Origin of the sequence: Phyllobacterium sp. P30BS-XVII, from assembly GCF_014138335.1 — a bacterium.
GTDB classification, from domain to species: domain Bacteria; phylum Pseudomonadota; class Alphaproteobacteria; order Rhizobiales; family Rhizobiaceae; genus Phyllobacterium; species Phyllobacterium meliloti.
Map to the genome: position 1 here is coordinate 1 of NZ_JACGXO010000014.1, position 24,215 is coordinate 24,215.

The following is a 24,215-nucleotide window of genomic DNA, read 5'->3' on the forward strand; positions in this document are numbered from 1 at the left end:
GCCATGACCATGGCTTCGACATTGCGGACGTCGGGGCGCAGAAGCGAGCGAAGCAGTGACGATCCCGCCGCCATCAACTGATCTTCGGCTGAACCATCGACGCCTTCAAAAAGTTTCTGCGGCATTAACTGCTGGCATCGGGCCGCAAAGGCCGCGCCAAACAGCGCCTCCTTGTTCTCGAAGTGCTTGTAGATGCTGAGCTTGGATATCTTCGCGCGCTGGGCGACCTTGTCCAATGTCGCCGCATGAAATCCCAGTTCCTCAAACAGTTCGCACGCGGCATCGACGATCGTTTGACCAAGCGCCTCGTTGGCGGGCCGGCCGCGTCGGCTCTGGATATTTTCACTCATGGCTATTTCGATCCTTGACAGTATCGTTATTTGAACTTACGATACCATCAAGTATCTGAAATATGCAAGCCGAATAGTGAACTCAAACCACGAGGGTGCCATGCAACGACGAACTCTGCTGAAGCTGGCCGCAATTTCCACTATTGGAATCCCTCCTGCTGAGGCCACCGGAAAGTCTAATCCAGCCCCCTCTATCCCCAATTCGGAGCCTAACACCATGAATGATGTCGTTATCATCGGCGGCAGCTTTGCTGGCCTCGCCGCCGCTCTGCAACTCGGCCGTGCCCGCCGGAAAGTCACCGTCCTCGATACCGGCCTGCCGCGCAATCGCTTCGCCGGCCGTTCGCACGGTATGCTCGGCCACGATGACAAGCCACCGTCCTCAATCCTGGCCGAGGCGCGGCAGCAACTCGCGCGCTACCCTGCTATCAAAATGGTCAATGCCCGCGCCGACGGCATCTCTGGTGCCATCGACAATTTCTCCGTCCTCACTGGCGATGGTGAAACCCTGAGCGCGCGCCGCGTGATCCTGAGCTACGGCGTTGTTGATCAGATGCCTGATGTTCCGGGCTATGCCGACAACTGGGGCACATCTGTCATCCCATGCCCCTATTGCGACGGCTTTGAAGTTGCCGACCAGCATTGGGGCCTTGTCTGGTCGGGTCCGCAGTCGATGAACCAGGTCAGGCTGTTTCGCGACTGGACCGACAATTTGACGGTCTTCGCTGATGTCCACGACATCGCACCCGACATCCGGGCCGATCTGGCAGGCCGAAAGGTACCTGTCATTGATGGGCGGATCACCGGGATCGCCCGTCACGGGAGCCATGGCGCCACCATCAAGATCGATACCGGCCCCGATGTCGCGGTCGATATTCTATTCGCGCATCCGCGCAACAAGCCATCGGCAAGCCTGCACGAAACCCTGGGCCTCGCCACGGTCAATACGCCAACGGGTATCGCCCTCAAGACCGACGAGCGCCGCGAAACCAGCACGCCCGGCATCTACGCCGCCGGTGACCTTGCCAACCCCGGCATCCCCTCGGTCACTACGGCAACATGGCAAGGCGCGATGGCCGGTATCTTCGCTCAGCAGTCGATGCTCACTTGAGTGGAAGCAGCATCGATCACCCTAGCTCAATTTCACGATAAACAGGAGCGCCACCATGGCCGCTGCAAAACCATTCATACCTCTCGACGAGAAATTTCCGTTTGGCCGCCAACTCAATATCGAGGCCGCGCCCCTCGTGCTCATCAACCTCTTCACAGTCGTCGATCCCGCCGACGAAGCGGGCTTCCTAGATGCTTTCAAGGCGGCTGCCGAGGTCATAACAAAGGCACCGGGCTTCATTTCCATGCAACTGCATCGAGCGATCGGCGATAGCCCGACTTACCTGAACTATGTGGTGTGGGAATCCACCGAGGCGGTCCGCCCCGCCTTCACTGATCCCGCGTTCCTCGCGAAACTTCCAGCATATCCGTCATCGGTCGAAGCCAGACCGCACCTGTTCCAGAAGGTCGCCGTCCCCGGCTTTTGCACAGCCTGAACGAGGCTGATTACAGCGAAGATCGGAAGGAAGAGTATGGCCGTCGAAACTGACAGCGCGGGTGTGCGCTTCCCTCCGCCCCTGATCTATCTGGGAGGGCTGCTGCTGGGACTAGCAGCGGAGCGTTTCGTCGTTCTGCGCACTTTCGGAATCGACTGGCGGTTGCTGGCCGTGACAGGCGCGCTGCTGTTCGTCGCTGGCGCTGCGGTGATGCTTGCGGCAGCAGGGCTGTTCAGGCGGCTCGGCACCAACGCTCCACCGACGCGACCGACGACACTCATCGTAACGACAGGTCCCTTTCGGTGGACCCGCAATCCTATGTATCTAGCAATGGCGCTCATCTATGCCGGCCTTGCGATCGGCTTCGACAGGCCGATCGCATTAGGCTTTCTCCCGTTAGTGCTGATCATAATTCAGACACAGGTGATCGCCCGCGAGGAGCGCTATCTAGAAAGGAAGTTCGGCGACGACTACCGCCGCTATAAAACGGAAGTTCGACGCTGGCTCTGACCGTTCCGCCGCGGCCGTCTGCGGGCCTTCTGATAAACCAAAACCAATTGAGTAAAAGGCAGTGATCCTCATGAATACGACTAATCCTGGCGTCGCCCTGGTGACCGGCGCATCCTCCGGCATCGGTCTCGCCACCGCCAAAGCCTTGCAGAATGCCGGCTTTCGAGTGTTCGGAACCAGCCGCCGCGCCGCGCCGGGGCGATCCGACGGTTTTACTATGCTGACCTGTGACGTTACCGACGATGAGTCCGTGGCGAACGTCGTCGAACGGGTACTTGCCGAGGCTGGACGCATTGACCTGCTCGTCAACAATGCCGGGATGGGCCTGCTCGGCGCCGCGGAGGAGTCCTCGACGGCCCAGGCGCAGGCGCTGTTCGACGTGAATGTCTTTGGCGTCCTGCGCATGACCAGGGCGGTGCTGCCGACCATGCGTGGTCAGGGGAGAGGTAGAATCGTTAATGTGAGTTCGGTGCAAGGGCTCATCCCGGGTCCTTATTTCGCGCTTTATTCGTCGACCAAACATGCCGTTGAAGGCTATTCCGAGTCGCTCGACCATGAACTCCGCCCGTTCGGAATTCGTGTCTCGTTGATCGAACCCGCCTATACCCGAACGTCCTTCGAAGAGAATCTCGCGAAGCCGGATACTGTGTTGGATATCTATAACACGGAGCGCGCAGTCATGAATAAAGCGGTACGGAAAGAGATGGAGAATGGCGATGCGCCCGAGGTGGTAGCGCAGACCGTATTGACGGCTGCGACCGATCCGGTTCCGAAGAGGCGCTATGCGGCTGGGAAAACAGCGCGTCAGATTAGTCTCCTGCGCCGTTTCGTCCCCGCGTCCCTATTCGACAAGAGTCTACGGCAGCGGTTCGGACTGCCGGTCTGACCGCAGTTAACATCCGCCACATCGGCCCCCGAGGCGATCGTGGAACAGATCGCCTCGGTGGCCGAGTAGCGCACCGCTCCCACAGGCCGACGTCAGTACCGTGACCAAAGTCAGCCTACTCCGTAGCTTTCGCAAAAATCCCAACAGAAGTTGGAATTTTACGCTTGAGTTTTGCATCGCGCATTTCTGCGCCGCTACTCACGCGGCGGTTTTGCCGAAATCTATCCGGCTGTCGAGATCAAGATCGAACCGTCCGTATGGATTGACGTGGGCATAGATCAGCGGCGTGAGCCCTCGATAGTCGTCAGGCGTCATTCGGGCTTCCCAAGCCGGTTCTGCGAGCACCGTTTGCAGCATGCGCGTGTTCACATAAACGAGCGACGCTTGCAGAAGATGCAATGCCAGCGCCGAAACTTCTTGCTCGTCAATGCGGTTGGTCGCCATTTCGCCGCCCTTGCCGAAGAACACAAAGCCGTTGGCGCTGTTCCAGTTTTCTACGACGTTGAGCCCTTCGTTGATCTCCCGGCGGAAGGCTTCCTGGCGCAGATAGCGGCATAGAAAGATCGTCTTGACCGCGCGACCGAGTTCGCTGAGCGCCTTGTAGGTCGGATGCATCACTTCCGCTCGCGCGAAGCGGCGCAGGATTGCCTCTGGATCGGCCGTGCGCGTCTGCATGGCGGCGGCATATTTGACCATCTCGTCATATTGCTGCTCTATCTCCTCCCAATTGATCGGATTGGAAAGGATTGGAAGCAGGTTCGGCAATCTTGCCTTGAAGGCAGCGTCCGGTAGCGCCAGCTTCTGCCGGGCAATGGCCTTCAGGCGTGGGGCCAGTTCAAATCCGAGCAACCGACAAAAGGCAAAGCCAACGGCGCTTTGACCGTGGCTGTCAACATATTGCCGCTGGATTTCCAGATCGGTGCAATGGCGCAGAACGCCCTCGATCATCGAGGCGACTTCCGACGATGAGCAGCGTTTGAGTTGTGAATAGACACATGTGGCCCGTTTTTCGACATGCCAGTAGATCATGACGCCGCGCCCACCATAGCGAGCATGCCATTCGGTCATCAGATTGCGGTCCCAGGCTCCGAATTTTGTGGAATCCGAGGCGCAGGCCGTTCCAGCGTCAGCCCAGACCGCCGCGTTGCGAATTGCAAGCGTAGCATTGGCGACCCGAGCGCATGCTTCCCGCAAAGTGCCCGCGTCAATAAAGCGGCGATGTACATGCAAAAGCTCCTCATAGCTGACATCGGCGGTGGCACCGGCTACCCGCTTCAGACCAGCATTGGTGCCGAGACCATAGAGGCAAAGAAGCAATCGTTGATCCAGGGCTGCCTTTGACAGCGCAACACGGGACGCCGAAGTTTTGAAAGCGTCAAGAAGCCCCGTGTCGAGCGCGGCTTCCTTCAAAACATCAAGGAGACCGGTCATCGGCCAGCGCTGGCCAATCTCCGTTTTGATGGCTGCCAGTCCTTTCGGCTCGGGGGATGGCTTGAACGGCGTGATCGAAATCCGGTTTTCCCCGCGCCAGAGGATTCTCACCTTCTCGCTTCGCGGGATCGTTTCGTTCAGGAGCAACAACTCCTGCTCCAGCTCCTTGCGAACCAACGCCACAAATTCACGGGCATTCTGCGTCAGGTTCAGCCGGGCATAATAGGACGAGCGCCGAACTGCAAAATCCTTCGGCAGATCGTCGTCGGGATTTCTGTAGCGGTCAGCACCGACAACCCAGATTTCCTTGGAGCGGATGCACTCCCGCAATTGGGTCAGCACGCAGAGTTCATAGCTGATGCGGTTGACGCGGCCGTTTCCGTCGATGACCGAACTACGCCATTTCGCCGGGATCACGCCGTCTATCGGCACATCCTGTTCCAGTACGAACCGGCACCCGTCGTCCAGCCTCGCTCTGATCCAGTCGAGGGCAGACAAAACCGGTCGCCAAACCACATTATTCGACCGGAATTCCAGTACGGAAAGCAGGCTCGGCAGCATCCGACGATAATGATTGGCCCATGAATTGCGCATCACCGTGTAAATGCGGCGGTCGAGCGCGCCCTTGGCATTGCTTTCCTTGATGATCGCTGCCAGCTTTTCCTTGCCGGCGACTGGAAAGATGACATCGCATATGCGACCGTCGGGATCGTCAATTGATGCCGTGGCAATATCGACAAGCAGGCGTTCCTTGCCATAGACCCGTTCGACGTCCTTGGCGATATCGCCGATTACCTTCCGCTTCGACCGGGTCCCGATCTTGTGTACCGTCTCAACCAGAAGATCGACCATGGCATCGGTGATCGCCGTTTCCCGTGCCATCAGATACACCGCATAAAGCGCAAGCTGGCGAGCCTCCGTGTGGCGGCGCATCTCCGAGGCCTTTTCGCCGGAAACGCGGCGAACGATCTGCTCAATCCAGGTTGGGTTGATGTTCGAGAGAAGCTTTCGGGGAAGATCGAGCTCTCGGATGAATGCCAGCCGCTCGGTTACTTCCAGAATGTTGTCCAGCGTTGCTCGGCCTGCGTCGGCCTTCATCGCGTTGAAGCCGGTCGGTCCATCCGCGTCAGCAATGGAGCTTTCCATCGATGCCACAGTTTCGGCGGGAAGCGCGGCGCTCACCTCTTGAAGCCAACCATCCAGATATTGCTGGCGTTGTGAGCGGACCAGCCGCTCCAGTTCCTTGGCCGACGGGCCATAGATATTGCGATCTCGGCACCAGAGGAACACGGCTTCAAGCATGGCGCTGACGGATCGCCCGGACGGGCAGAGTTCATCGACGATCCAGAAAGATAGTGCTTCCCTGTCCACACGCCTCAAGCGGCGAAAACCGAGATACTGCAAAATCTCGGCGCAGTGCCGCCGGGCCGTTCGTCCGCCGAAATCATAACCGGACAGTTCATCGGCACTGACGCCGAGCTGTTCGGACAGATATTCGGCTGCGTCATTTGGGACCGCCGTGCCATCGTCGGAGAAAAAGCCGCGTGTGCTGAAGAACTTCAATTGCGCGGCCAGACCGAGCCTTGTCGCTGCCGGTTTGGAATTGATGAAATCAATGTCGGCAAAGCTCAGGCTCCATTGACCGACGAAATCCGAACTCGAAATACCCGTACTCATTGCAACACCCCTCAAATTGGAGCGCAATGTCACGAACAGGCGCTTTCCTGGTCAATCCCGCAAGCCATGTTCCCACAACGTTCTTCGAGTTGGCCAAAATCGCAGCTTCGGGCCGACTGGGCCCTGATGTCGTAATCGCAAGCGGCAGCGACTGGTGCACGAGATATTTGGCCAGTTTCGTCTGTTCGGCCATTTCCTGCGGATCGTTCATTCAATCTCCTGCCCAGTTTAGCCGGGACAGGATATGTCCTTATCGGCAGCCGTACAATATGCGGCGTTGTCGCCCTAAAGACAGGTCCTCGGCTAACCTACAGCGTTCATCGGGTTACGCGGTTTCGCCTCGGACCTGATCGATGCAGAGCGGCCGTCATGGCGGCCGCGCATTGTTTGCATCAGGGGCAGGGGACAAAAGAGGCTCTGCCTCTTTCCCCTCGCAATCGAAAAATCAGGCTTCCCCAATCTTCCTGCATTCCGCTGCGCTTCACTGCGTGCAGACCTGCAGCCGTTCCGGCCTTGTCCTCATCCCCTCGGGCTTCGGATGGGGAGACCCCTCCTGATTTTTGCGTTTGCCACCCCGTATCTCCGGGCTTCGCCAGCCGGTCAGGAGAGCAGGCGAGGCCCGCTCTCGCTTCCTTGAAAAAGGAAAGAGATCACCCGGAAAAGGAGAGAGTTCCGTCATGACCGTTTACACCAATACCGCCCGTTTCGATCATCAGGCCCGCGCCATGACCGAGGATGAACTGCGCAAAGCTGCACCGTCCATCTTTGCAACCGTTGCCCATGAAAGCCGGTCCGAACGGTTTCAGCCCATCCCGACAATCGACGTTCTGCGGGCCCTGGCTTCAGAAGGATTTGTGCCTGTCGGAGCAAGGCAGTCCGGAACTAGGGATATGGGCAAGGTCAACCATACAAAACACCTTATCCGCCTTCGCCGTATCGATGACGGCAAGGTCTACAATGTGGGCGATACGGTCTGCGAAATCCTGCTGAAGAATGCCAATGACGGAACAAGCGCCTATGAATTGCTTGCTGGCCTGTTCCGCGTTCGCTGTCTCAACTCACTGGTTGCCCAGACCGGCACCATCGACAGCGTCAAAGTCCGCCATTCCGGCGATGTCGGCGCCAAGGTCATTGAAGGTACCTACCGCGTTCTTGAGGAAGCCGAAAAGACACTTGCCGCGCCGCAGGACTGGAGCACGATCAAACTTTTGCCGGATGAACAACTGGCCTTTGCCGAAAGCGCCCACATTATCCGTTTTGGCAATGAAGAAGGCGAGGCGGCAACGCCGATTCAGCCGAAACAACTGCTTATCCCGCGCCGCCACGACGACAAGGGCAACGATCTCTGGTGCGTATTCAACGTGACGCAGGAGAATGCGATCCGTGGCGGTTTGCGTGGTCCTTATCGTGATGTGGAAGGCAATCGCATCCGCCGGGTGAGAACCCGCGCCGTGACGGGTATCGATCAGGATATCAGGCTCAACAAGGCGCTCTGGCTGCTTGCCGAAACCATGGCCGAGCTGAAGGGCCACAAGGCTGCCGCCTGAATAAACCCGGGCGGCGCAAGCCGCCCATTTCCCCGATTTTTTTCAGATTATGGAGAGACGACAATGGGAGACCGTTGCGATTTGAGACTTGCCGTTCATGGCCATATAGAAACCGTCGAACAGCTTACCCGCATCATCGCCGCGCTGGACGAAGCGGGCATGACCAATGAAACCGCAGAAGGTGATTACAGGCTGGAATTTGCCGATGCCATCCAGAAAGGCACTTCGCCCGTGTTCATGTTTGACGAATGTTACACGGATGAGGCCGAACCGGTTGAGGCCGTTTTGCAGGAACTGGAATTACCTTACCACGTCGAGCACGGTGCTGGCGATTACTATCCCGGCGGCCAGTGGATATGGTCGAAAGAGAAAGGCTATATCGGCTCTATTGCCGCGCCGGGGAGGGGTTCCGTTGTGGAATTCTTGGAACTCGAAAAGGCCCTTGCGCAAGGAAACCCGCTTGCGGCCGTCAGAGCGCTCTTTGAACACAATGTCATCGCATCCGGCTTTTACCTGCCAGACTTTTCGGTGTCGGCCGACGTCAGAAAGCATCTGGGATTGAGCGTGGAGGTGCTGCCATGCTGACCCTCGACGAGTTTCGCGCAACGCGCCAATATATCAAAGACCTTGCGCCTTATTTCGGCATCGCATCGGAAGATGGGACCGAGCGTCCCGGCTACACCTATGCAGAGGATTGCTATCTGATCATCTGCGGGCAGGGGAGACGGCCTTATTACTATCTGGGCATTGGTCCCAATGAGTGGACCAGTCCCGACCTCGCACGACAGGAAGAGCGGCTTTATCAGAACTGGTACATGCTGGAACATCAGGGCGAGGGGGATCAGTCATGAATGCGCTCATGCCCCGCGCCACGATTGAAGACATTGTGCGCTACCGCGATCAGGCAATAGCGCTCTATGAGGTGGCCTATACGAAGATCGAGGAAGCAAGCGAGGCCATCAAGGCGGCGCATGCCATGGCCAGCAACTGTCATCCGGGAACCAATTCCTACAATTACGCGGAAGGCAAGGAGATAGAAGCATTCCGCAAAGCCGTCCGGTTGCCGGAACGCACGCAATATCTGCGCACCGCCCGCCGCCTCACCGATCTTGATGCATGGTCCTACATCGTTGAACGCACCGATCTGCAGCGCTTGATGGACAGCGAGGCAAAAGACCAGCTGCAGAACCAGATGCGCTACATTCCTGATCGGGTGGACCGGTCAGGCCAGCTGATCAACGAGGAGGAAATCGCCAAAGGCATGCCGCCGCTTACCGTCGATAACATCATGGCAACCCTTGAACAGTTTGCCCTTGATGCCGACACGATATTCCGGCGCGGCATTGCCAATGCCTTTTCCAAGCTTGATCGGCGGTTCCGCTCCCATGATGGTTTCAAGATCGGTTCGCGCCTGATCCTCACACGCGTGTTTAATGAATGGGGAAGTCTGAACTATGGCCGTATCCGCGACACCTTGATCGACATCGAGCGCGTCTTTTCCGTCCTCGATGGACACGACGAAGCCGCATTCACCTCAGCGCTCTACGCTATCGAAATGGACCGCCGGAATTGTCATGGCAAACGTCAAAGCGAAGTCGAAACGGAATATTTCAAAATCCGCGGCTTTATGAACGGCAATGCGCATTTGTGGTTTCAGCGGGCCGACCTGGTTGTCAAGGTCAATAAGCTACTTGCCGAGTATTATGGCGAAGTCATCGCCGACGGCCAACAGGCCGACGAAGATCCGTTTGCCAATATCAAGAATGTTCCGGCAAAACGCTTCGGGTTCTATCCGACGCCTGACGGTGCCTGTGACAGAGTGTTTCGCAATATTTCCGTCCTGCAGCGGGCGGACCATCCGCAATTGCGTATCCTTGAACCGTCGGCCGGCACAGGCAATCTTGCTCGCCGCTGTGTTCGTTCCATCGATGATCTGGGCAACTACGAACGTGAACGTTATCTTGACCAGTTCCGTTTTGATAATCTCGTCGATTGCGTCGAAATCCAGCCCGGTCTTGCACAGGCTCTGCAGGAAGAGGGCATTTACAACCGCGTCTTTACAAAAGACTTCCTGCAACTGACGCCTGATGTAACAGGGCTCTATGACCTCGTTGTAATGAACCCGCCGTTCGACCGTGAACGCGACATTGATCACGTCATGCATGCGCTCAAATTCCTGAAGGAAGACGGCCGTCTCGTCGCCATCATGTCCGCTGGAACGGAATTCCGCGAGACGAAGAAATCAACGGCATTCCGCGCGCTCATGCAAAAGATGAATGCGCAGTGGGAGGATCTTCCACCCGGTTCATTCTCGGAAGTCGGAACCAACGTGAATACGTTTTTCCTCAAGGTTTGGAAGAACGGCACCCGATACGGCCGTTGAACCAGTCGCGTCCCTTTCCAGCACTTCTCCCCATTCATTCAAAGGCAATCATCATGAAACTCGAGTTGAAATCCATCCAGTATAACGCCGCCCTCAGCGACGAAACCAATGCCTACAGCGCCAAGCTCTACAAGGACGGCAAACATGTTGCCGACGTTGCCAATCGCGGGCATGGTGGCTGCGATGAACAGCATTGGCGCGATCACACTGCGCGCCGGGACATCGAGGCCTATTTTGCCACGTTCCCAAGACAAGAAACCGGATACAGTCTCAAAGGCGAGCCGGTGACCTATCAGCCTGATTTGGAAAGCTGGTCAAATGAACAGGTGGACCGCTTCGCACTTCTCAAAACCCTCAAGGCTGCATGCCGCAAAAAGGTCGTCGGGATCATCGGCCCGGATCAGGTTACTTTCAAATTCGATCCTGACAAGCTTGATGTACAATATGCGCACGGTGAGACCGCACGGCAGCTGTTCATCAAGCGCAATCCCGGCCTCGTCATTCTCAATGGCCTCAGCGATGACCAGCTGGTGGAGGTCTACCGGGGACAAAGCAACATCGTTTTATCGGATTGACGTCTCTCCCGTCATATCCGGGCGAGGGGAAACGGTTCCTTTCCCCTCGCGCTCCCCTTTCCCTTTCTTTGCAATCTTGGCGACTTTTGGCGTGTTTTGGTTGACCAACACGCCCTTTTTGTTGACTGGCACCCGCTTGTTGGTGACTTCCAACTGGCGCGGTGGATTTTCCCGGTTCCATTGCAGAGAAGCGGCCTTCTGTGCTCGGGTTTATCCGGGCGTTACAAATCACCTGAAACCATGTATACTCTCAGCTGGATTGGGGGTTCCCGGTCGGCACCTGGCTCTGGAGGGATCTCCGGGGCCTTTTGCTTTTCCGCGCTTCAGAAACCGGAAAAGAGTCGCTTGCACGCTTCCCGCCTGCAGGCTCGGGTCATCACGCAGATCATTGCCATTATGAGAGTGGTGTTCTGCCATGGCCTGATATTGAGAGGAATGGCAGTCAGCCTGTCATAGCCGGTGTGAGGCGAAGCTGCGGTGTAACCCGTCCCCATCCTGACGCTCATAATCCCGGATGCGGCTCCCTATCCGATTGCGATTCCCGCAATGTCATGGCGGGATTTGATGACGTCCTGTTTTTGCGTCTTGTATTTGTCCGATGCTGCCCGTGACATCGATGTCAAAACGGCTCTATGGCATGATCATGGCCGATAGTGCCGTGTTGTCCTCATTGTTCAGGATGAAGTGAGGGAAGCCGAATTCACGCCGTCCAGCTCCTTGTTCGGCGCGTTGTCTTTGAATGGATGACTAGGCCCGGCTGTCCGGCAGGCAACGGCGGGTCCGAATGATTTTCCCCTTGGGCATTGCCCAATTCCTCGCGGCCGGCTGCGCCTCCAAAATCATCCGCTCGAGCTATCGCCTCGCTTCGTCCTCCGCCGTCCTCCACATGCGTTCCGGCCCCTGCAGGGTCCATGCGGACCCCTTGGGGTGCATCCCGGCCTTTTGCCGGTCCTTTAACGTATCCATCGACAACGCGAACAAAGGAGCAAACGCGATGACCGACACCCTCGTAAACTTCATCCAGATCAACGACAACGGCACAATTTCGGGAAACATTGCCACAGTTGCCTTCGACATCGACATCACTGGCGAGAAGCTTAACAGCGACAACCCGAAGGCCCCGGTCTTCAAGCTCTTCGCCAAGACACCCCGCGGGCGCAAGATCGAAATCGGCGGCATCTGGGAAAAGACAAGTGTCACCAAGGGCACGACCTACTACACCCTCTCCGTCAACACCGGCTATGACAGGCTGAATGCCAACCTCGGCCGCTACCCCGGACAGGACGACAGCACTCTCATGGCCGTAATCCCCTGGGACTGAGATCAAAGCAGGGGGAGAGCCGCGCGCCAGCGGCTCTTTTCCGTTGAAAGTGTGAGCGGAAAACGAAAGGATACGAGCCATGACCTATACGATCGAACCTTCAAAACACGGCGGATGGCAGATCATGGATCTGCGCACGCGTGAAGCCTACGGCTCCAACTGCCCCACGATCGAAGAAGCGCAAAAACGTCTCAGCCAGGCCGAAGCCGATGCCGCCATGAAGAAAATGTTCTGCCGCGCCGGATCCTGCTCCATCTGAAGCATGATTGGCTATCGTTGAATCCGTTCGAGTTCCGCCCAACTGTCGGGTAAGCCCAACCTCTCCATATAGAGATTGAAATAATTGAATGTCGCATAGTCAATCGTGTCGGGTGAGAACCAGACTGCTTCGCATTCTTCGCACAGATATATAACTTCACCGGTGCGCTTCACCTTGACAGGGATCACTAGTCCTTGCCGGCAACGCGGACAGGTTATGGTGTCATCAGCATTCATCGACAGTTCGCCTGGACATTTTGCTTCGTGACCCGATTTCACTATTAATCCAGTTTTCTGGCAAGGCCATATTGGCGAACCGCATAGCGGCCGCGCTCTATGCCTTCGGCACCGAACCTGCAGGCAGTTTCGGCCCACAAAGGGGTTACGATCGCTCTCGCAAGACAGGCACTCGGCATCCCTACAGCGTCCGTTGATTTACGCGCTCCGCCTCGTGTCTGATTAAATGGGAAGAGCCGGAACACCGGCTGCGTATTTTCCTTACGCGAGTAAGAGGGGGCCCGAGAAGGCGACTGCCTTCTACGCCCCTCCAAACAGAAAATAGACATCCCCGATCTTCCGCACTCCAGCTTCGCTTTCGTTTGTGCAGACCTGCGGCCTTTCAGGCCTTGTCCTCCCTTCGGTCAGACGGGGACCCCAGTCAATTTTCGGTTTGCCCCCCGTACTTCCGTGTCTTGCTTGCGACGCGGCAGGGACAGAGGCGAAGGGCCTCTGCCCGCCGTCGATCAGGCGGACAACCGGATAGGAGAGATATCCAAATGACCGATACAATCACGATTGCACTCGATAAGCTCGACATTGACCCGAACAATGCACGCAAGACACGGCCAACAGAAACGATTGAAGAAATGGCCGCAAGCCTCAAAGCCAACGGGCAGATTCAAAACCTTGTCGTGAGAGAAGGCGACAAAAAAGGCCATTACCTCGTGACAGCCGGTGGAACGCGGTGGGCAGGGTTCAAGCTCTTGGCAGCCAATGGCGATATCAAAAAGTCGCATGCCGTCCGCTGCATTGTGCGCACAGAAGAGGAAGCCACGGAAATCAGTCTGGCAGAGAACATCGTTCGTTCAGACATGCACCCGATAGATGCATATTTGGCGTTTTCAAAATTAGCGGAGGAAGGCAAAACAACGGCTGATATTGCCGCTCGCTTCGGCAAGACAGAACATCACGTCAAACAGCGTCTGGCACTGGCAAAGGTGTCCCCCGTCATTCTGCAACTCTATCGCGATGAAGATATCAGCTTTGAACAGTTGCAAGCCTTCACTGTCAGTGATGATCACGCATTGCAGGAAGACATCTGGTCCAAACTGTCATCGTCCTATTATCGGGATGGCAATGCGATCCGCAGAGCATTAACTGGAGAAGCAATTCCTGCGACCGATAAGCGTGTCAAGTTTATCGGTGGTCTGACGGCTTTTGAAGCAGCGGGCGGCGAGGTGCGCCGTGACCTGTTTGATGAGGCTGACAGCGGTCTTGTTCTTGATGCCAGCAAGCTTGAAAACATGGTAGCGGCCAAACTGCAGGATGTTGTGGAGGAAGTGAAAGCCGAAGGCTGGCTGAACGTGGAAATCATTGCGGAATACGACCACGAAAGCACCTGCCATATGCAGCGTTATTGGCCGCAACAGATGCCGCTCACGGAAGAAGAACAGGCCGAATATGACCAGTTCCAGGCAGAGTATGATGATCTGGAAACGCAGATCGAGGCCGGTGCCTTCGATGACAATGCAATTGATGACGCGGAATTGCGGCTAGGGGCCATTGATCAAAGAATGGTTGCCATCGACAGACGGGCAAAAGTTTTCACACCGGAGATAATAGCGACTGGCACCACATTCATTTCGCTGGATTATCAGGGAAAGCCGAATATCCAGCGCGGATATCTGCCACGCGAGGAACAGACGGAAAAGGGCAGGGGTGCCAGTGCGAACAATGGATCAGGTGCGAATGGCAACGGCAGCGGCAAGGCCGAAATCCTGTACTCCGCCACGCTGATCGAAAGCCTGTCCGCACAGAAAACCGCGATCCTGCGGGCAGAACTGATGAACAACAGCCATGTGGCGCTTGCTGCAACGGTTCATGCCTTGTTGCAGAAGCTTGGCGGCGCATCGCGGTACGATGCACAGACATGTCTCAAAATTTCATTGAGCTATGAAGCTGTGGGCAAGCGTGTTGATTTGACAGGCGGAGCCATTGCTCAGATCGAAGTTGAACAGCGGGAAAGCCAGATCAGCGAGCGCATCCCCGGCGATCCGGTTGCCCTGTGGGAGTGGTGCCTCGAGCAATCGACAGAGGAACTTCTGGACCTGCTTGCATTCGCCGCAGCACAGTCCATCAATGTCGTCGAACTCAAACATGATGCCAACCGCAATGCCGTTACCCATGGTCATCGTCTGGCCGAAGCCCTCAAGATCGACATGGCCAGCTGGTATCAACCGACAGGGGAAAGCCTGTTCAAGCATCTTAACCGCAACAGCATCCAGATAGCCGTTAAGGAAGCAGTTGGAGAACAGGCAGCGCTTGCCGTTGCCAATGCCAAGAAGAAGGATGAAGCCGTCATCATTGCCGAACGTCTGGTGAAAGATACCAGCTGGTTGCCTGATCACCTTCGCATCAACCAGCCAAATGCCGTCATTGCAGCCGATCCGGAGGACATGGACGACATCGAGCAGGACGATGATATTGATCCGTGCGAAGTGGGCGAGTTCGAAGACGGTGACTTTGAACAGGCGGCAGAGTAACAGGCGAGGGGCGGCGTAAGCCGCCCCGATCCGTCGAACTGAACATTGTCGTCCGCCCTCGTGCAGGTCGCGGGCATCGAGCCCGCGACCTGCACGTTTTCTCTGAAAGCCGCGTCTCTCCCGCGCCTTCAGCCATCAGATCCCGGCTCGCTATCGCTCGCCGGGATTTTTGGTTTTTGTGAATCTGGCATAACCTTAATTATGGAACTAAGTTATTGATATTATACAATATTATGAAATAATGGCTAATTGAAAAACCCACATTTCAGTTCGTGGATGATTGAGCCGGTACTGATGCAGCGGCCAATTGCGCAGCCTCTTTGTCAAGATCTGTATTGGAAGCGGTGTTGATGCCCATGAGCCAGTCCCAGGCCGCCGCATCATTCGCAAGTTCATCGCCCCACTGCTCGACTTCTTTGGGTGCGGGTACAAACAGGACTGGACCAAACTCCATTTCATGGCTTTTCGTCATGATATGCGCCACGCTCAATGCATGAATGATGCCTATGCCCGAATGCGGCGATTGCAGGAACGGGCGTACTTCGGAAGGAGACTTGAGCAGGATCGGCTCTCCCAGTACCGGATTGTCCCGCTTCAACTGCAGGGCAAGAACATACTTGCCGCTGCCGGTCCCACCATAGATGACGATTTTCGTCATCACCGCCATTTCAATGCTTCTTCCGTTTTGTTGGCGGAGCTTCAGGCGGCAGGAACAGCGGCGGAGCGGACAGCCGGTACATGGCCATGCTGGCCATGGCCAGCAGGTTTGCCATCGTGGTTGCAGCCGTCAGAAAGGCATAATCATTGCCATGCTCTGCAGCCAGTTCCTTCAGTCCATCAAGATAGAGCTGACGTGGTGTCGGCAATGGTTTGTCTGCCATCAGCCCAGCTCCGCCAGATAGGTCTCGACAATCGCTTCCTCTTCTTCATGCTTCTGGTAGCCCTTGCGCCGGATGGCGATGACCTTGCGCAAGGCCTTCACGTCATAGCCATCGCCCTTGGCTTCCTTGTACACATCCGACTTTTCGGCATTGTGGTCCTTAATCGTCTCATCCAACCGCTCGATCTTCTCGACAATTTTCTGCAGTTTGCTATTGCTCATTCGCAGGCTCTCCAAAGGGTGATTATTCGCCATTCCCTCGTGCGTGCACGCACACGCACGCGAGGGCTACAATTTCAGGTATTGCCGAAGTGCTTCACTTACGATTGCACGAGCAGTTGTTTTTTGCTCTGCGGCGCGCACTTTCGTTGCCAGGATCAGATCGTCGTCAAGAATAAGCTTGAGCATTGATCTTGACTCATTTTGATCTGAGCGGGACGAATGTTTGTTCTTGTCACCACGTTCGATTGCCGTTGTTTCGCTCGGGGATTCTCGTCGCGCTGATTGCCCGTTTGATGGGGATATGCTTCCAACCAAAAGTTCATCCAGATTTGACAAGTCACGCCTTGTTTTTGGCAATGTGAATTTGGGTACGGAATCGTCTGTCATGACTATTGTGCGGCCACTGCGTTGAGATCATTGATCGCCTGCAGCATGTCGCCAATCAGGTCGGCGATGTTTTTGCGCGCCTTGGTCACCTGCTCCGTCTTTGCTGGATCCTTGCCGATCTGTGAGAGTGTCCCGGCGTCCTTGGAAAACTGCTCGTAGACTTTTCGAGACAGGATCAGCGTCGATAAGCCGGAAAGACGGTGCTGCCTGATCAAGGCGATTGCATCGGTAAATGCGACAGTATTTCGGTCGATACCTTCCACGCGATTTAAGACCAATCTCAAAGGCGCGCGTTTCAAATTGCTCGCCCACTCAAAAAGCTTGACCGTCTCGACCACTTCCATGACCGTCGCCTTCGTCGGCACAATCGTGAGATCACTGGCAACGATTGCAGTGGTCAGCAGGTCATTCATCGAGCCTTGCACGTCGATCAGAATGATATCTGCATCGTCACGAGTGTGCAGGCGCTTTGTCAACTCCTGCACTTTGGTGACAGGCTCGACCAGCAAGCCGTTTGGCAGTGTCCCGGCCACTCTGCATCGTTCCGCCCATTGCAAGCATGATTGCTGCGCATCGGCATCAATGATCAACACCCTACTACCATGCGCAGCCAGTTCGGATCCAATTAATGTGCAAAGGGTCGATTTACCGACCCCACCCTTGCTGTTGGCGAAAGCGATGATCGTCATATGGTCCGTTCCTCTTGTGTCATTGCGATAAAAGCAGGCAAACAAAAACATATATAGATAAGAGTGTCAACGGATGGCCCCTATGGCCCTTCGAGGCCCTGTGGACCGCTAGTTCCATTGTGGCCATATGGACTCTATGGCCACAATGGCCCCTGTAGTCCATATGTGCCCTTTGGACCATAAGGCCTGCAGTGGCCCATGGGCCATCGTGGACCATTGGTACTCACCGTCCCGTATCGTCCATAGGAGGCCACTCAAAACAAATGAGCATCTACAATTCGTATCAATGATAGTAGAAAAAAAGAGAAATAAATAGATATATAGATGGCAGGATAGGGAAAAACGGTGTACGTTTTTCCGTGTGCCCTCGCCGGGCTGGCTCAAACCATGTTCCGGCAGTCACCCTAAAGGGCGCCCGGAACATGAAAAAGGTTACGAGACGTAGAGATGGCGCGAAGTGTTACCCGTACGAAATCTGTTCGTATTCGCTTGTCAGAGGATGAGCTGGCCAATCTTGCGGCGTTCAGCCGTGAGCATGGCCTGACCATCAGTGAGGTTTTGCGGCGACTGGCACGTGAAGCAGCCGGCTTCGGTCCAACTTATGACGCCGAAACCCGCGATGCTATCCGCGAATACGCCCGTCAGCTGAAGGCAATTGGCGTGAACATCAACCAGATTGCATATATTCTGAACTCCGGCCGGACGCCTGATTATCCAACCCTGCATGCTGGTATCGGACGCTTGACGAAGGAGCTGGTTACTCAATCCGAAGACTACCGGTCACTGTGTGCGAAGGCCCGCAAGCGCGCTCAGCGACGTATCGGAATCCATCATGATTGATCAAATGGACGATCTTTTTGCAGGGCTTGAAGGACTGACCTTCCGCCGTCGGTCATTGCGGCAGGCGACAATTGATGCACATCTTGACCAGCAGGGTGTGTTCGATGCTCCAGTGAAGCGAAAAAAGAAGCGGCCTGCCAAGACCGGTTCGACGAGTGGCAAGCCGCGGTCCGGCGTCGCCGTGAAAACCGGTGCCCGCCTGATCGATACCTCGCTTGAAGACGAATGGAAGAAGCGCAAACCATCGCAGGCTGGCGGCGGAGGCGGTGCAACCGCCTCCCCGAGATCTGCGCTTGGTAGCGCGAAGTCGTCAGCATCAGCATCGCCTGCAGGAGGCGCAAAACCCGCCGATCCGATTGCTGCAAAAGTGAAAGTGGCGTCGGGATCGCAGGCAGCCGTTGTCAAGATCGCAAGCTATGCAGCAGGCGGCAGCCGCGTGAATTCACTGGTTCAGTATCAGAGCCGCAATGGCGAACTGACCCTGGAACGCGAGGACGGCAGCAAGGTTGAAGGATCGGAGCGCATTGCTTCATTGGCCAGAGAATGGACAGCTGAAGAACCGACGCGCGAACCCAGTAATGACGTGCTGCGGATTGTTCTCGATGTTGAGGGCAGTGAGTTTCGCGGAAGAGGCGGTCAGGTACAGATACAATCAGCCCTCCGCCAGGCCCTGCCCGGTCATCGCTTTGCTTGGGCGTCGGAAGAACTCCCGGATGGTACAACGCGGGTTGAAATCGTCATGAGTGCCGCGGCTCGACGCCAGGGCGATGAGGCAAAATCCATCCGCATTTTCGATAACCGCAAATCACTGTCAGGACTGGAAGATCGGCTTGATCGTGCCTTTGGCATGGAGACGGATATGGAAGTGCGCGGCTTTGCCCATGGTGTTGAAGGCACTGCGCGATACCTCACACAAATGACCCGCGGCGGCACCCGCCCTGTCCAGTCTATGCGGCTTTCCAGAGATGGCGGGTTTGCCGACGCAACCACTTTGATAGGGCATGAGGCCAATCTGAAAGAAGCCAAAGACTGGAAGCGGGATCTGCGTTCAAGAGAGCAGCGGGATGTTGCTCACATCATTCTCAGCGCCAAGCCCGGCACGGATAAGGATGCATTTCTTGATGCAGCCCGGGCCATGCTTGCACGGGAATTTGCCGGGCACCAATATGCCTTCGCCCTGCACGAGGACAAACAGCACATTCACGTTCATGCCGTCGTCAAGATGAAGGCGCAAACCGGCGAGCGGCTTGATCCGAAGATTCAGGACTTGCAGCGCTACCGAGAAACCCTCGCCGAAGAAGCACGCGAGCGTCATATTCCCATGGATGCACTCAGCCGTTTCGAGCGTTCCAATCCGCCCGCATACAAACTGAAAGACATCAGGCGGGTCGAGCGCGGTGTTGCTCCGGAGAGTGTCCGGCGCCGTGTCGATGCCGTTCGATCTGGAACGCCTCACATCCCTACCCGCGAGGAAGGAAAGAAGCGGGCGAATGAAGTTCTGCAGGGATGGCGCGCCGTGGAAGCGATCGCTGCATCCAAGAGCTTTGAACCCGCCCTCGCCGCCGGCGCAACACGGCTTTATCGCGCCGACCGGCCAGGTGCTGCGCTTACCAGTTCGCCGCTGTTCACCCGAGATCAGAATGCAGCCATGGCCCTCGCCGCCCGTTCCGGCGGCAGTGTTTCCTATATCGATGTGTCTGCGGCCGAGTTGGCAGCGCTGAAGCCCTCGCGCACCGATGTGCTCAACCAATTCGTGGTCAGCCCGGAACTGGCAGCTTTGCGCAAACCACTTGAGCAGCCATTGGCGGCTACAATCCTTCAATTCAGAAACCGCGCTGAACAGGCCGCAACGGGAGCGGCGCAGCGCGATACTTCCCGTCCCACAGCAATGACAGGAGTTATGACCGACATGCCGAACTATGAAACCATGCAAACAGCCTTTGATGATATCAACGCCCAGATGAAGATCGTCGAGGAAACCCTGCCCGTCGAACTTCTGCCGCAGGTGGAAAACGTCAAAAAGAAAATGGTTGAGACGCAGCGCGGGCTGCTCAACACACAGATGAATATCGAGCGCAAACGCGGAGCCGTTGAAGGCGGCCGGTATGTCGAGCCGGAGCCGAAGGACATTGCCGGTTTTGTTCCAGAGAAACGCGGCGAGACAATCCGTTATTCCCATGTCTCCAGTGACGGTGAAATCGGCAAGGTTGCGTTCGTCGATAATGGCAAAAAGGTCGAGATCCACGACTGGAAGGATCGGTCCGCGGTTCTTGCCGCCATGCAGGTCAGTCATGAAAAGTGGGGTGCGCTGACGGTTACAGGTACGTCAAGCTACAAAGCGCTCGTCGTTGAGCTGGCGGCCGAACATGGGTTCCAGGTTTCCAATCCGGAACTGCAGGACCAGATCAAACGCGAGACAGCTCGCCTCGAGCGCGTGCGAGCTGAGCGGCCGGGATTTGCAGCCGGCACACCAGAGCAGCAAAATGCAGATAAACCTAAGGATGAGCCCACGGCTACTCAGACAAGAACGACCCCAACAGCAGACCAGTCCCAAATTCCGACCGATCCGGCAAAGAGCCAGTCACCGGCGTTCACGGATACGGGAGCCATGGTCAAGATCAATGATCGCAGGGATCGTGAAGCCGTCCGTCTCGCTATGGAAGAGGCTACGAAGAAGTGGAGTGAAATAACCGTCACTGGTACAGCCCGCGACAAGGATCTCGCAGTCAGCGTTGCGGCCGAACATGGCTTTAAAATCGCCAATCCAGAGCTGCAGGACAAGCTCAAGACCGAGACCGCACGCTTCGAGCGTGAACGCGAGAAGGAAGCAGCCCGCGCAGCGCGCGAAGTTGCAAAGGCTCCAGGTTTCGTGGATGCCGGTGTTGCCCGGCAGCAAGGAGCGGAGGCATGGGATAGGGTGAAAGAAACATGGAATGCCCGTTTCCTCATCACTGATCCGGAACAGCGGCAAGTTGCGGATCGAACCCATGGCGAAGCTTTGTCCCAGGCCGCACAGCTTGCCCGATCCGGAAATGCCTACCTTGTCGAAAAAGCAGGACAGGAAAAGGTTCTGAAGGATGAGATGGACAAGCAGGATAAACAGGCAGCTCAGGAAAGAGCAGAACGGGCAAAACCCATCCGCACTGAAGGTGAAATCAAACTCGGCCTTGAGACGGTGCGCACCCGCGTGGAGAATGAGGCGTCTCGGGAAACCGCCCAAGCCAATACATCATCTGCTTCCAACGAGCGGCCCTTTGATGGTGGCGGCGAAGATCACGCCTACCGGACCCAATCAGAAGCTGGCGCAGCGCGCCGTGCAGAGAATGCGGTCGAAACAGATCCAAAGCGCCCCATGCCCACGGATATCAACCAGTCGCCGCAGGTTGAGCGCATGGCGCAGGATCAGTCTGAACTTTTGAAACAGCGCGAAGAGCTGCAGAAGGCTGAAAGCCAGAAGAGCGGCAGGCAGCGTCAGAAGCAGTAAAATATTATTTGCTCGAGGGCTGGCAAACCACGGCCAGCCCTCTCCTTCACAACCCGTAACGTTCATGTCACAGATATGTCTTCGCCCAGTCCAAACATCAGTCAGCGCAAAACCGCCCGCAACCGTCTCATGCTTGATCAGCTGAGGCTGGGTCTTACCTTCACCGACATTGGAACGCTGCACGAGATTCATCCGACGCGGGTCAAACAGATCATTCTTGCGGAAATCGCACATGAACAGCAACTGCTCAACAAGGACCTGGTGCTTTCAGGACAGGCGTCACCGTCCACCCTGCTTTCAGAGCCAATCCAGCGGGGCATAGCCGCGTGTCTGGACAAGGATCACTTCACTCAAAGAGATGTGGAAGGCTTTTTTCAAGGTTCTTTCGCGATCCTGTTGCGACAGCCAGGAATATCGAGCAAGCATTTGAAAGAACTCGATACCTGGCTTACGATGCGCCTCAACAAAAGATGATGTGCGACATTGTTGTGATTAAATTCCCAATTGAGCCACTTGACTCCGCGATGCGTTGAGAACATTTGTAGAACACGGAAGCGCTGCGGCCACTTCTCACACATTCAGATTGACCCTCACTTGCTGTGAAAATCACAGGAGAGAGCATACGTGCGCAAACCCGAAACAATAGAACGCTTATATGCGGATTTTGATGGATTTTTCGCCTCAGTCGAGCAGCAATGCGACCGCCGATTGCGTGGTCGGCCGGTGGGCGTCGTACCGTTTGAAGGTACGGACAGAACCGCCGTCATAGCCTGTTCGCGCGAAGCAAAGCTCTTCGGCGTGAAAAACGTCATGTCGATTCCGGAGGCGAAAAAGCTTTGCCCTGACATCATACTTGTCCCGCAAAAACCGGACCTTTACCGGCGCGCGCACAATGCTCTCCTATCCGAGATAGAGACAATCATTCCGATTGATACGGCGAAGAGCATTGATGAGCTGACCTGCCGTCTGGATGAAAGCGGCCGCACGGATCCCCACTTGCTTTCAGCGCGGATCAAGGCGGCGATCGCAGACAATATCGGGCCATACATTACCTGTAGCATTGGCTTTGCAGCTAACCGGCAACTTGCCAAGATCGCCTGTAAGATCGATAAACCCAATGGGGTTACGATCTGGCATCCGGACGCGATGCCGGCGCCACTGTATGCCGTTGCCATGGAAGATATTCCAGGGGTTGGCGGCAACATGGCAAAGCGCCTCTATAAATCATTCATCTATTCAACACAGGATCTCTACAACCTGCAGCCGAAACATATGCGCAAATTGTGGGGCAATGTTACAGGCGAACGGTTATGGTACGCCCTCCACGGTTACGACATTCAGGCACCGGCCTCCAAACGCGGCATGTTTGGACACGGCCGCGTCCTGCCGCCCGACAGCCGGACTATCCAGGGAGCGCGCGAGATCTCGCGTCTGCTGTTGACGAAAGCTGCACGACGCATGCGCCGCGAAAACTACTATGCGAGTGGACTATGGCTTTGGCTGTCCATTCGTGACGGATCATGGTTCGGCAAACGACACCTTCCCGTTGTCAACGATGATCAGGCAATCCTCTATGCTCTTGCCGATTTGTGGCACCTGGTTGAGCGTGAATATCCGAAAGGGCTGACAGTGTTTCGGGTAGGCGTCACGCTTTATGACATCTCTCCATCCGATGAGCGCCAGCTCGACCTGCTGCTCAATGACGATGCCCTGCGCCAGAAATGGGAAAGCGCGAATGCCGCCATCGACGTGTTGAACAGCAAATATTCAGGCACTGTCGTCAGTCTTGGAAAATGGGACCCACCCAAGGGCGGTCACGTCGGCGGCAAGATCAGTTATACCCGTATCCCATCGGCCGAGGATTTCTGGTGATGAAGGGCTGGAAGCAAAACGTCCGTGTGTCGGATCTTGCCGACAATCAAAGGCTCGAACTCACCTGCAGGAAGTGCGGTCACGTGCGCTACCTCACGAAGTCGATGATATGTGTCGTTCCGGAGCGTGAATTTCTATTTATCGATGAAGTAGAGCGACAAGCAAAATGCCGGGCGAGAGGCTGCAAGGGCAGCGTCCGGATCGCCATGGTGCGGCTCGACGAGATGAGCGGATTTGTGGGCGGCCTCGCCTGAAGATGCCGGTCGTCTGTTCAGGCGGCATCGCGGTAAAGGTTGCGCATGGATTTCGCAGATTGCGTCATCAGGACATGATCGCCGGCATCGGTACGCGCGCACCAATGGGATCTTTCACTCATCTCCTGCGTATCCGTGCGGATCAGCTGCTTTTCGCTGAGGCGAAGCAGGACGTGCCGGGTTGCACTTGGCGAGGCACGCAAGAGATCGATCAGCTCGGCAATCTCAATACCATGCGTTTCATTGGCTGAAGGAATACGGCGCAGAACCATCAATTCCTGTTTGGTCGCCCTTTTAATCATCTTTGCAACGTAGCCTTTCAATTACTCGCTGATTGAAA

General features: G+C 56.1%; 26 protein-coding genes. 17 read left to right on the forward strand and 9 right to left on the reverse strand.

Annotated elements, in window-relative coordinates:
* Positions 1-350 (reverse strand): helix-turn-helix domain-containing protein (locus FHW17_RS24440; protein WP_182511009.1); only part of this gene is annotated, 350 nt, incomplete at its 3' end.
* A 217-nt stretch (positions 351-567) separates the two neighbouring features.
* On the opposite strand from FHW17_RS24440, the gene FHW17_RS24445 reads away from it, so the two are divergent.
* The 4 genes from FHW17_RS24445 to FHW17_RS24460 all read left to right on the forward strand — a co-directional run bounded on the left by FHW17_RS24445 (position 568) and on the right by FHW17_RS24460 (position 3,293).
* A complete protein-coding gene (locus FHW17_RS24445) occupies positions 568-1,461 on the forward strand; it encodes an NAD(P)/FAD-dependent oxidoreductase (protein WP_182511010.1) in 894 nt (297 codons plus the stop codon).
* A 55-nt stretch (positions 1,462-1,516) separates the two neighbouring features.
* The gene (locus FHW17_RS24450; protein WP_182511011.1) at positions 1,517-1,897 is read left to right on the forward strand and encodes an antibiotic biosynthesis monooxygenase family protein; all 381 of its coding nucleotides are present in this window, start codon (positions 1,517-1,519) and stop codon (positions 1,895-1,897) included.
* Between the two features lie 36 nt (positions 1,898-1,933).
* Entirely contained in the window at positions 1,934-2,407 is a 474-nt protein-coding gene (locus FHW17_RS24455; RefSeq protein WP_182511012.1) for an isoprenylcysteine carboxylmethyltransferase family protein, read from the forward strand.
* Between the two features lie 70 nt (positions 2,408-2,477).
* Positions 2,478-3,293, forward strand: coding sequence for an oxidoreductase (locus FHW17_RS24460; protein WP_182511013.1), 816 nt, complete (start codon positions 2,478-2,480; stop codon positions 3,291-3,293).
* A 198-nt stretch (positions 3,294-3,491) separates the two neighbouring features.
* Here the strand turns inward: FHW17_RS24460 and FHW17_RS24465 are convergent, their stop codons facing one another.
* Together FHW17_RS24465 and FHW17_RS24470 are read right to left on the reverse strand one after the other, a co-directional pair.
* Entirely contained in the window at positions 3,492-6,401 is a 2,910-nt protein-coding gene (locus FHW17_RS24465; RefSeq protein ID WP_182511014.1) for a Tn3 family transposase, read from the reverse strand.
* Positions 6,337-6,612 carry a hypothetical protein gene (locus tag FHW17_RS24470; protein WP_182511015.1) on the reverse strand — a complete coding sequence of 92 codons (276 nt, stop codon included), beginning with the start codon at positions 6,610-6,612 and terminating at the stop codon, positions 6,337-6,339. Before FHW17_RS24470 ends, FHW17_RS24465 begins: the two co-directional genes overlap by 65 nt.
* Positions 6,613-7,078: 466 nt before the next feature.
* On the opposite strand from FHW17_RS24470, the gene FHW17_RS24475 reads away from it, so the two are divergent.
* The 8 genes from FHW17_RS24475 (at position 7,079) to FHW17_RS24515 (ending at position 15,247) form a co-directional block, all read left to right on the forward strand.
* A complete protein-coding gene (locus FHW17_RS24475; RefSeq protein WP_182511016.1) occupies positions 7,079-7,948 on the forward strand; it encodes a DUF932 domain-containing protein in 870 nt (289 codons plus the stop codon).
* A 63-nt stretch (positions 7,949-8,011) separates the two neighbouring features.
* Positions 8,012-8,533, forward strand: a complete 522-nt coding sequence (locus FHW17_RS24480; RefSeq protein ID WP_182511017.1) for a hypothetical protein — start codon at positions 8,012-8,014, stop codon at positions 8,531-8,533.
* Entirely contained in the window at positions 8,527-8,799 is a 273-nt protein-coding gene (locus FHW17_RS24485; RefSeq protein ID WP_182511018.1) for a hypothetical protein, read from the forward strand. The genes FHW17_RS24480 and FHW17_RS24485 overlap by 7 nt, the downstream gene beginning before the upstream one ends.
* Positions 8,796-10,331 (forward strand): DUF4942 domain-containing protein, encoded by a 1,536-nt coding sequence (locus FHW17_RS24490; protein WP_182511019.1) that lies wholly within the window; start codon positions 8,796-8,798, stop codon positions 10,329-10,331. Before FHW17_RS24485 ends, FHW17_RS24490 begins: the two co-directional genes overlap by 4 nt.
* Positions 10,332-10,384: 53 nt before the next feature.
* Positions 10,385-10,906 (forward strand): hypothetical protein, encoded by a 522-nt coding sequence (locus FHW17_RS24495; RefSeq protein ID WP_182511020.1) that lies wholly within the window; start codon positions 10,385-10,387, stop codon positions 10,904-10,906.
* A 994-nt stretch (positions 10,907-11,900) separates the two neighbouring features.
* Positions 11,901-12,227 carry a DUF736 family protein gene (locus FHW17_RS24500; RefSeq protein ID WP_182511021.1) on the forward strand — a complete coding sequence of 109 codons (327 nt, stop codon included), beginning with the start codon at positions 11,901-11,903 and terminating at the stop codon, positions 12,225-12,227.
* A 79-nt stretch (positions 12,228-12,306) separates the two neighbouring features.
* Entirely contained in the window at positions 12,307-12,486 is a 180-nt protein-coding gene (locus FHW17_RS24505; protein WP_182511022.1) for a hypothetical protein, read from the forward strand.
* A gap of 775 nt (positions 12,487-13,261) precedes the next feature.
* Positions 13,262-15,247 (forward strand): ParB/RepB/Spo0J family partition protein, encoded by a 1,986-nt coding sequence (locus FHW17_RS24515; RefSeq protein ID WP_182511024.1) that lies wholly within the window; start codon positions 13,262-13,264, stop codon positions 15,245-15,247.
* 265 nt (positions 15,248-15,512) lie between these two features.
* On the opposite strand, the gene FHW17_RS24520 is transcribed toward FHW17_RS24515, so the two are convergent.
* The 5 genes from FHW17_RS24520 to FHW17_RS24540 form a co-directional block, all read right to left on the reverse strand.
* Positions 15,513-15,914 (reverse strand): hypothetical protein, encoded by a 402-nt coding sequence (locus FHW17_RS24520; RefSeq protein ID WP_182511025.1) that lies wholly within the window; start codon positions 15,912-15,914, stop codon positions 15,513-15,515.
* A gap of 1 nt (position 15,915) precedes the next feature.
* Complete coding sequence (locus FHW17_RS24525) at positions 15,916-16,128, reverse strand: hypothetical protein (RefSeq protein ID WP_182511026.1); 213 nt, start codon at positions 16,126-16,128, stop codon at positions 15,916-15,918.
* A complete protein-coding gene (locus tag FHW17_RS24530) occupies positions 16,128-16,349 on the reverse strand; it encodes a DUF2312 domain-containing protein (protein WP_182511027.1) in 222 nt (73 codons plus the stop codon). Before FHW17_RS24530 ends, FHW17_RS24525 begins: the two co-directional genes overlap by 1 nt.
* 66 nt (positions 16,350-16,415) lie before the next feature.
* On the reverse strand, positions 16,416-16,736 hold the full coding sequence (locus tag FHW17_RS24535; RefSeq protein WP_182511028.1) for a hypothetical protein: 321 nt from the start codon (positions 16,734-16,736) through the stop codon (positions 16,416-16,418).
* Positions 16,737-16,738: 2 nt separating this feature from the next.
* Positions 16,739-17,425 carry a ParA family protein gene (locus FHW17_RS24540; RefSeq protein ID WP_182511029.1) on the reverse strand — a complete coding sequence of 229 codons (687 nt, stop codon included), beginning with the start codon at positions 17,423-17,425 and terminating at the stop codon, positions 16,739-16,741.
* 447 nt (positions 17,426-17,872) lie between these two features.
* Between FHW17_RS24540 and mobC the strand changes: the two genes are divergently transcribed.
* The 5 genes from mobC to FHW17_RS24565 all read left to right on the forward strand — a co-directional run bounded on the left by mobC (position 17,873) and on the right by FHW17_RS24565 (position 23,875).
* The gene (gene mobC / locus FHW17_RS24545) at positions 17,873-18,265 is read left to right on the forward strand and encodes a plasmid mobilization relaxosome protein MobC (protein ID WP_182511030.1); all 393 of its coding nucleotides are present in this window, start codon (positions 17,873-17,875) and stop codon (positions 18,263-18,265) included.
* Positions 18,258-21,749, forward strand: a complete 3,492-nt coding sequence (locus tag FHW17_RS24550; RefSeq protein WP_182511031.1) for an LPD7 domain-containing protein — start codon at positions 18,258-18,260, stop codon at positions 21,747-21,749. The genes mobC and FHW17_RS24550 overlap by 8 nt, the downstream gene beginning before the upstream one ends.
* Positions 21,750-21,878: 129 nt before the next feature.
* Positions 21,879-22,223: a hypothetical protein gene (locus tag FHW17_RS24555; RefSeq protein ID WP_182511032.1), complete on the forward strand. Its 345-nt coding sequence runs from the start codon at positions 21,879-21,881 to the stop codon at positions 22,221-22,223.
* Between the two features lie 150 nt (positions 22,224-22,373).
* Positions 22,374-23,621, forward strand: a complete 1,248-nt coding sequence (locus FHW17_RS25485; protein ID WP_182511033.1) for a type VI secretion protein ImpB — start codon at positions 22,374-22,376, stop codon at positions 23,619-23,621.
* Positions 23,621-23,875, forward strand: a complete 255-nt coding sequence (locus FHW17_RS24565; protein WP_182511034.1) for a hypothetical protein — start codon at positions 23,621-23,623, stop codon at positions 23,873-23,875. The genes FHW17_RS25485 and FHW17_RS24565 overlap by 1 nt, the downstream gene beginning before the upstream one ends.
* 17 nt (positions 23,876-23,892) lie before the next feature.
* Here the strand turns inward: FHW17_RS24565 and FHW17_RS24570 are convergent, their stop codons facing one another.
* The gene (locus FHW17_RS24570; RefSeq protein ID WP_182511035.1) at positions 23,893-24,177 is read right to left on the reverse strand and encodes a hypothetical protein; all 285 of its coding nucleotides are present in this window, start codon (positions 24,175-24,177) and stop codon (positions 23,893-23,895) included.
* Positions 24,178-24,215: the final 38 nt, after the last annotated feature.

Coding starts and splice junctions, on each gene's coding strand:
- FHW17_RS24445 (WP_182511010.1), top strand. CDS start 568: ATGAATGATGTCGTTATCATCGGCGGCAGCTTTGCTGGCCTCGCCGCC.
- FHW17_RS24450 (WP_182511011.1), top strand. CDS start 1,517: ATGGCCGCTGCAAAACCATTCATACCTCTCGACGAGAAATTTCCGTTT.
- FHW17_RS24455 (WP_182511012.1), top strand. CDS start 1,934: ATGGCCGTCGAAACTGACAGCGCGGGTGTGCGCTTCCCTCCGCCCCTG.
- FHW17_RS24460 (WP_182511013.1), top strand. CDS start 2,478: ATGAATACGACTAATCCTGGCGTCGCCCTGGTGACCGGCGCATCCTCC.
- FHW17_RS24465 (WP_182511014.1), bottom strand. CDS start 6,401: ATGAGTACGGGTATTTCGAGTTCGGATTTCGTCGGTCAATGGAGCCTG.
- FHW17_RS24470 (WP_182511015.1), bottom strand. CDS start 6,612: ATGAACGATCCGCAGGAAATGGCCGAACAGACGAAACTGGCCAAATAT.
- FHW17_RS24475 (WP_182511016.1), top strand. CDS start 7,079: ATGACCGTTTACACCAATACCGCCCGTTTCGATCATCAGGCCCGCGCC.
- FHW17_RS24480 (WP_182511017.1), top strand. CDS start 8,012: ATGGGAGACCGTTGCGATTTGAGACTTGCCGTTCATGGCCATATAGAA.
- FHW17_RS24485 (WP_182511018.1), top strand. CDS start 8,527: ATGCTGACCCTCGACGAGTTTCGCGCAACGCGCCAATATATCAAAGAC.
- FHW17_RS24490 (WP_182511019.1), top strand. CDS start 8,796: ATGAATGCGCTCATGCCCCGCGCCACGATTGAAGACATTGTGCGCTAC.
- FHW17_RS24495 (WP_182511020.1), top strand. CDS start 10,385: ATGAAACTCGAGTTGAAATCCATCCAGTATAACGCCGCCCTCAGCGAC.
- FHW17_RS24500 (WP_182511021.1), top strand. CDS start 11,901: ATGACCGACACCCTCGTAAACTTCATCCAGATCAACGACAACGGCACA.
- FHW17_RS24505 (WP_182511022.1), top strand. CDS start 12,307: ATGACCTATACGATCGAACCTTCAAAACACGGCGGATGGCAGATCATG.
- FHW17_RS24515 (WP_182511024.1), top strand. CDS start 13,262: ATGACCGATACAATCACGATTGCACTCGATAAGCTCGACATTGACCCG.
- FHW17_RS24520 (WP_182511025.1), bottom strand. CDS start 15,914: ATGGCGGTGATGACGAAAATCGTCATCTATGGTGGGACCGGCAGCGGC.
- FHW17_RS24525 (WP_182511026.1), bottom strand. CDS start 16,128: ATGGCAGACAAACCATTGCCGACACCACGTCAGCTCTATCTTGATGGA.
- FHW17_RS24530 (WP_182511027.1), bottom strand. CDS start 16,349: ATGAGCAATAGCAAACTGCAGAAAATTGTCGAGAAGATCGAGCGGTTG.
- FHW17_RS24535 (WP_182511028.1), bottom strand. CDS start 16,736: ATGACAGACGATTCCGTACCCAAATTCACATTGCCAAAAACAAGGCGT.
- FHW17_RS24540 (WP_182511029.1), bottom strand. CDS start 17,425: ATGACGATCATCGCTTTCGCCAACAGCAAGGGTGGGGTCGGTAAATCG.
- mobC (WP_182511030.1), top strand. CDS start 17,873: ATGGCGCGAAGTGTTACCCGTACGAAATCTGTTCGTATTCGCTTGTCA.
- FHW17_RS24550 (WP_182511031.1), top strand. CDS start 18,258: ATGATTGATCAAATGGACGATCTTTTTGCAGGGCTTGAAGGACTGACC.
- FHW17_RS24555 (WP_182511032.1), top strand. CDS start 21,879: ATGCTTGATCAGCTGAGGCTGGGTCTTACCTTCACCGACATTGGAACG.
- FHW17_RS24565 (WP_182511034.1), top strand. CDS start 23,621: ATGAAGGGCTGGAAGCAAAACGTCCGTGTGTCGGATCTTGCCGACAAT.
- FHW17_RS24570 (WP_182511035.1), bottom strand. CDS start 24,177: ATGATTAAAAGGGCGACCAAACAGGAATTGATGGTTCTGCGCCGTATT.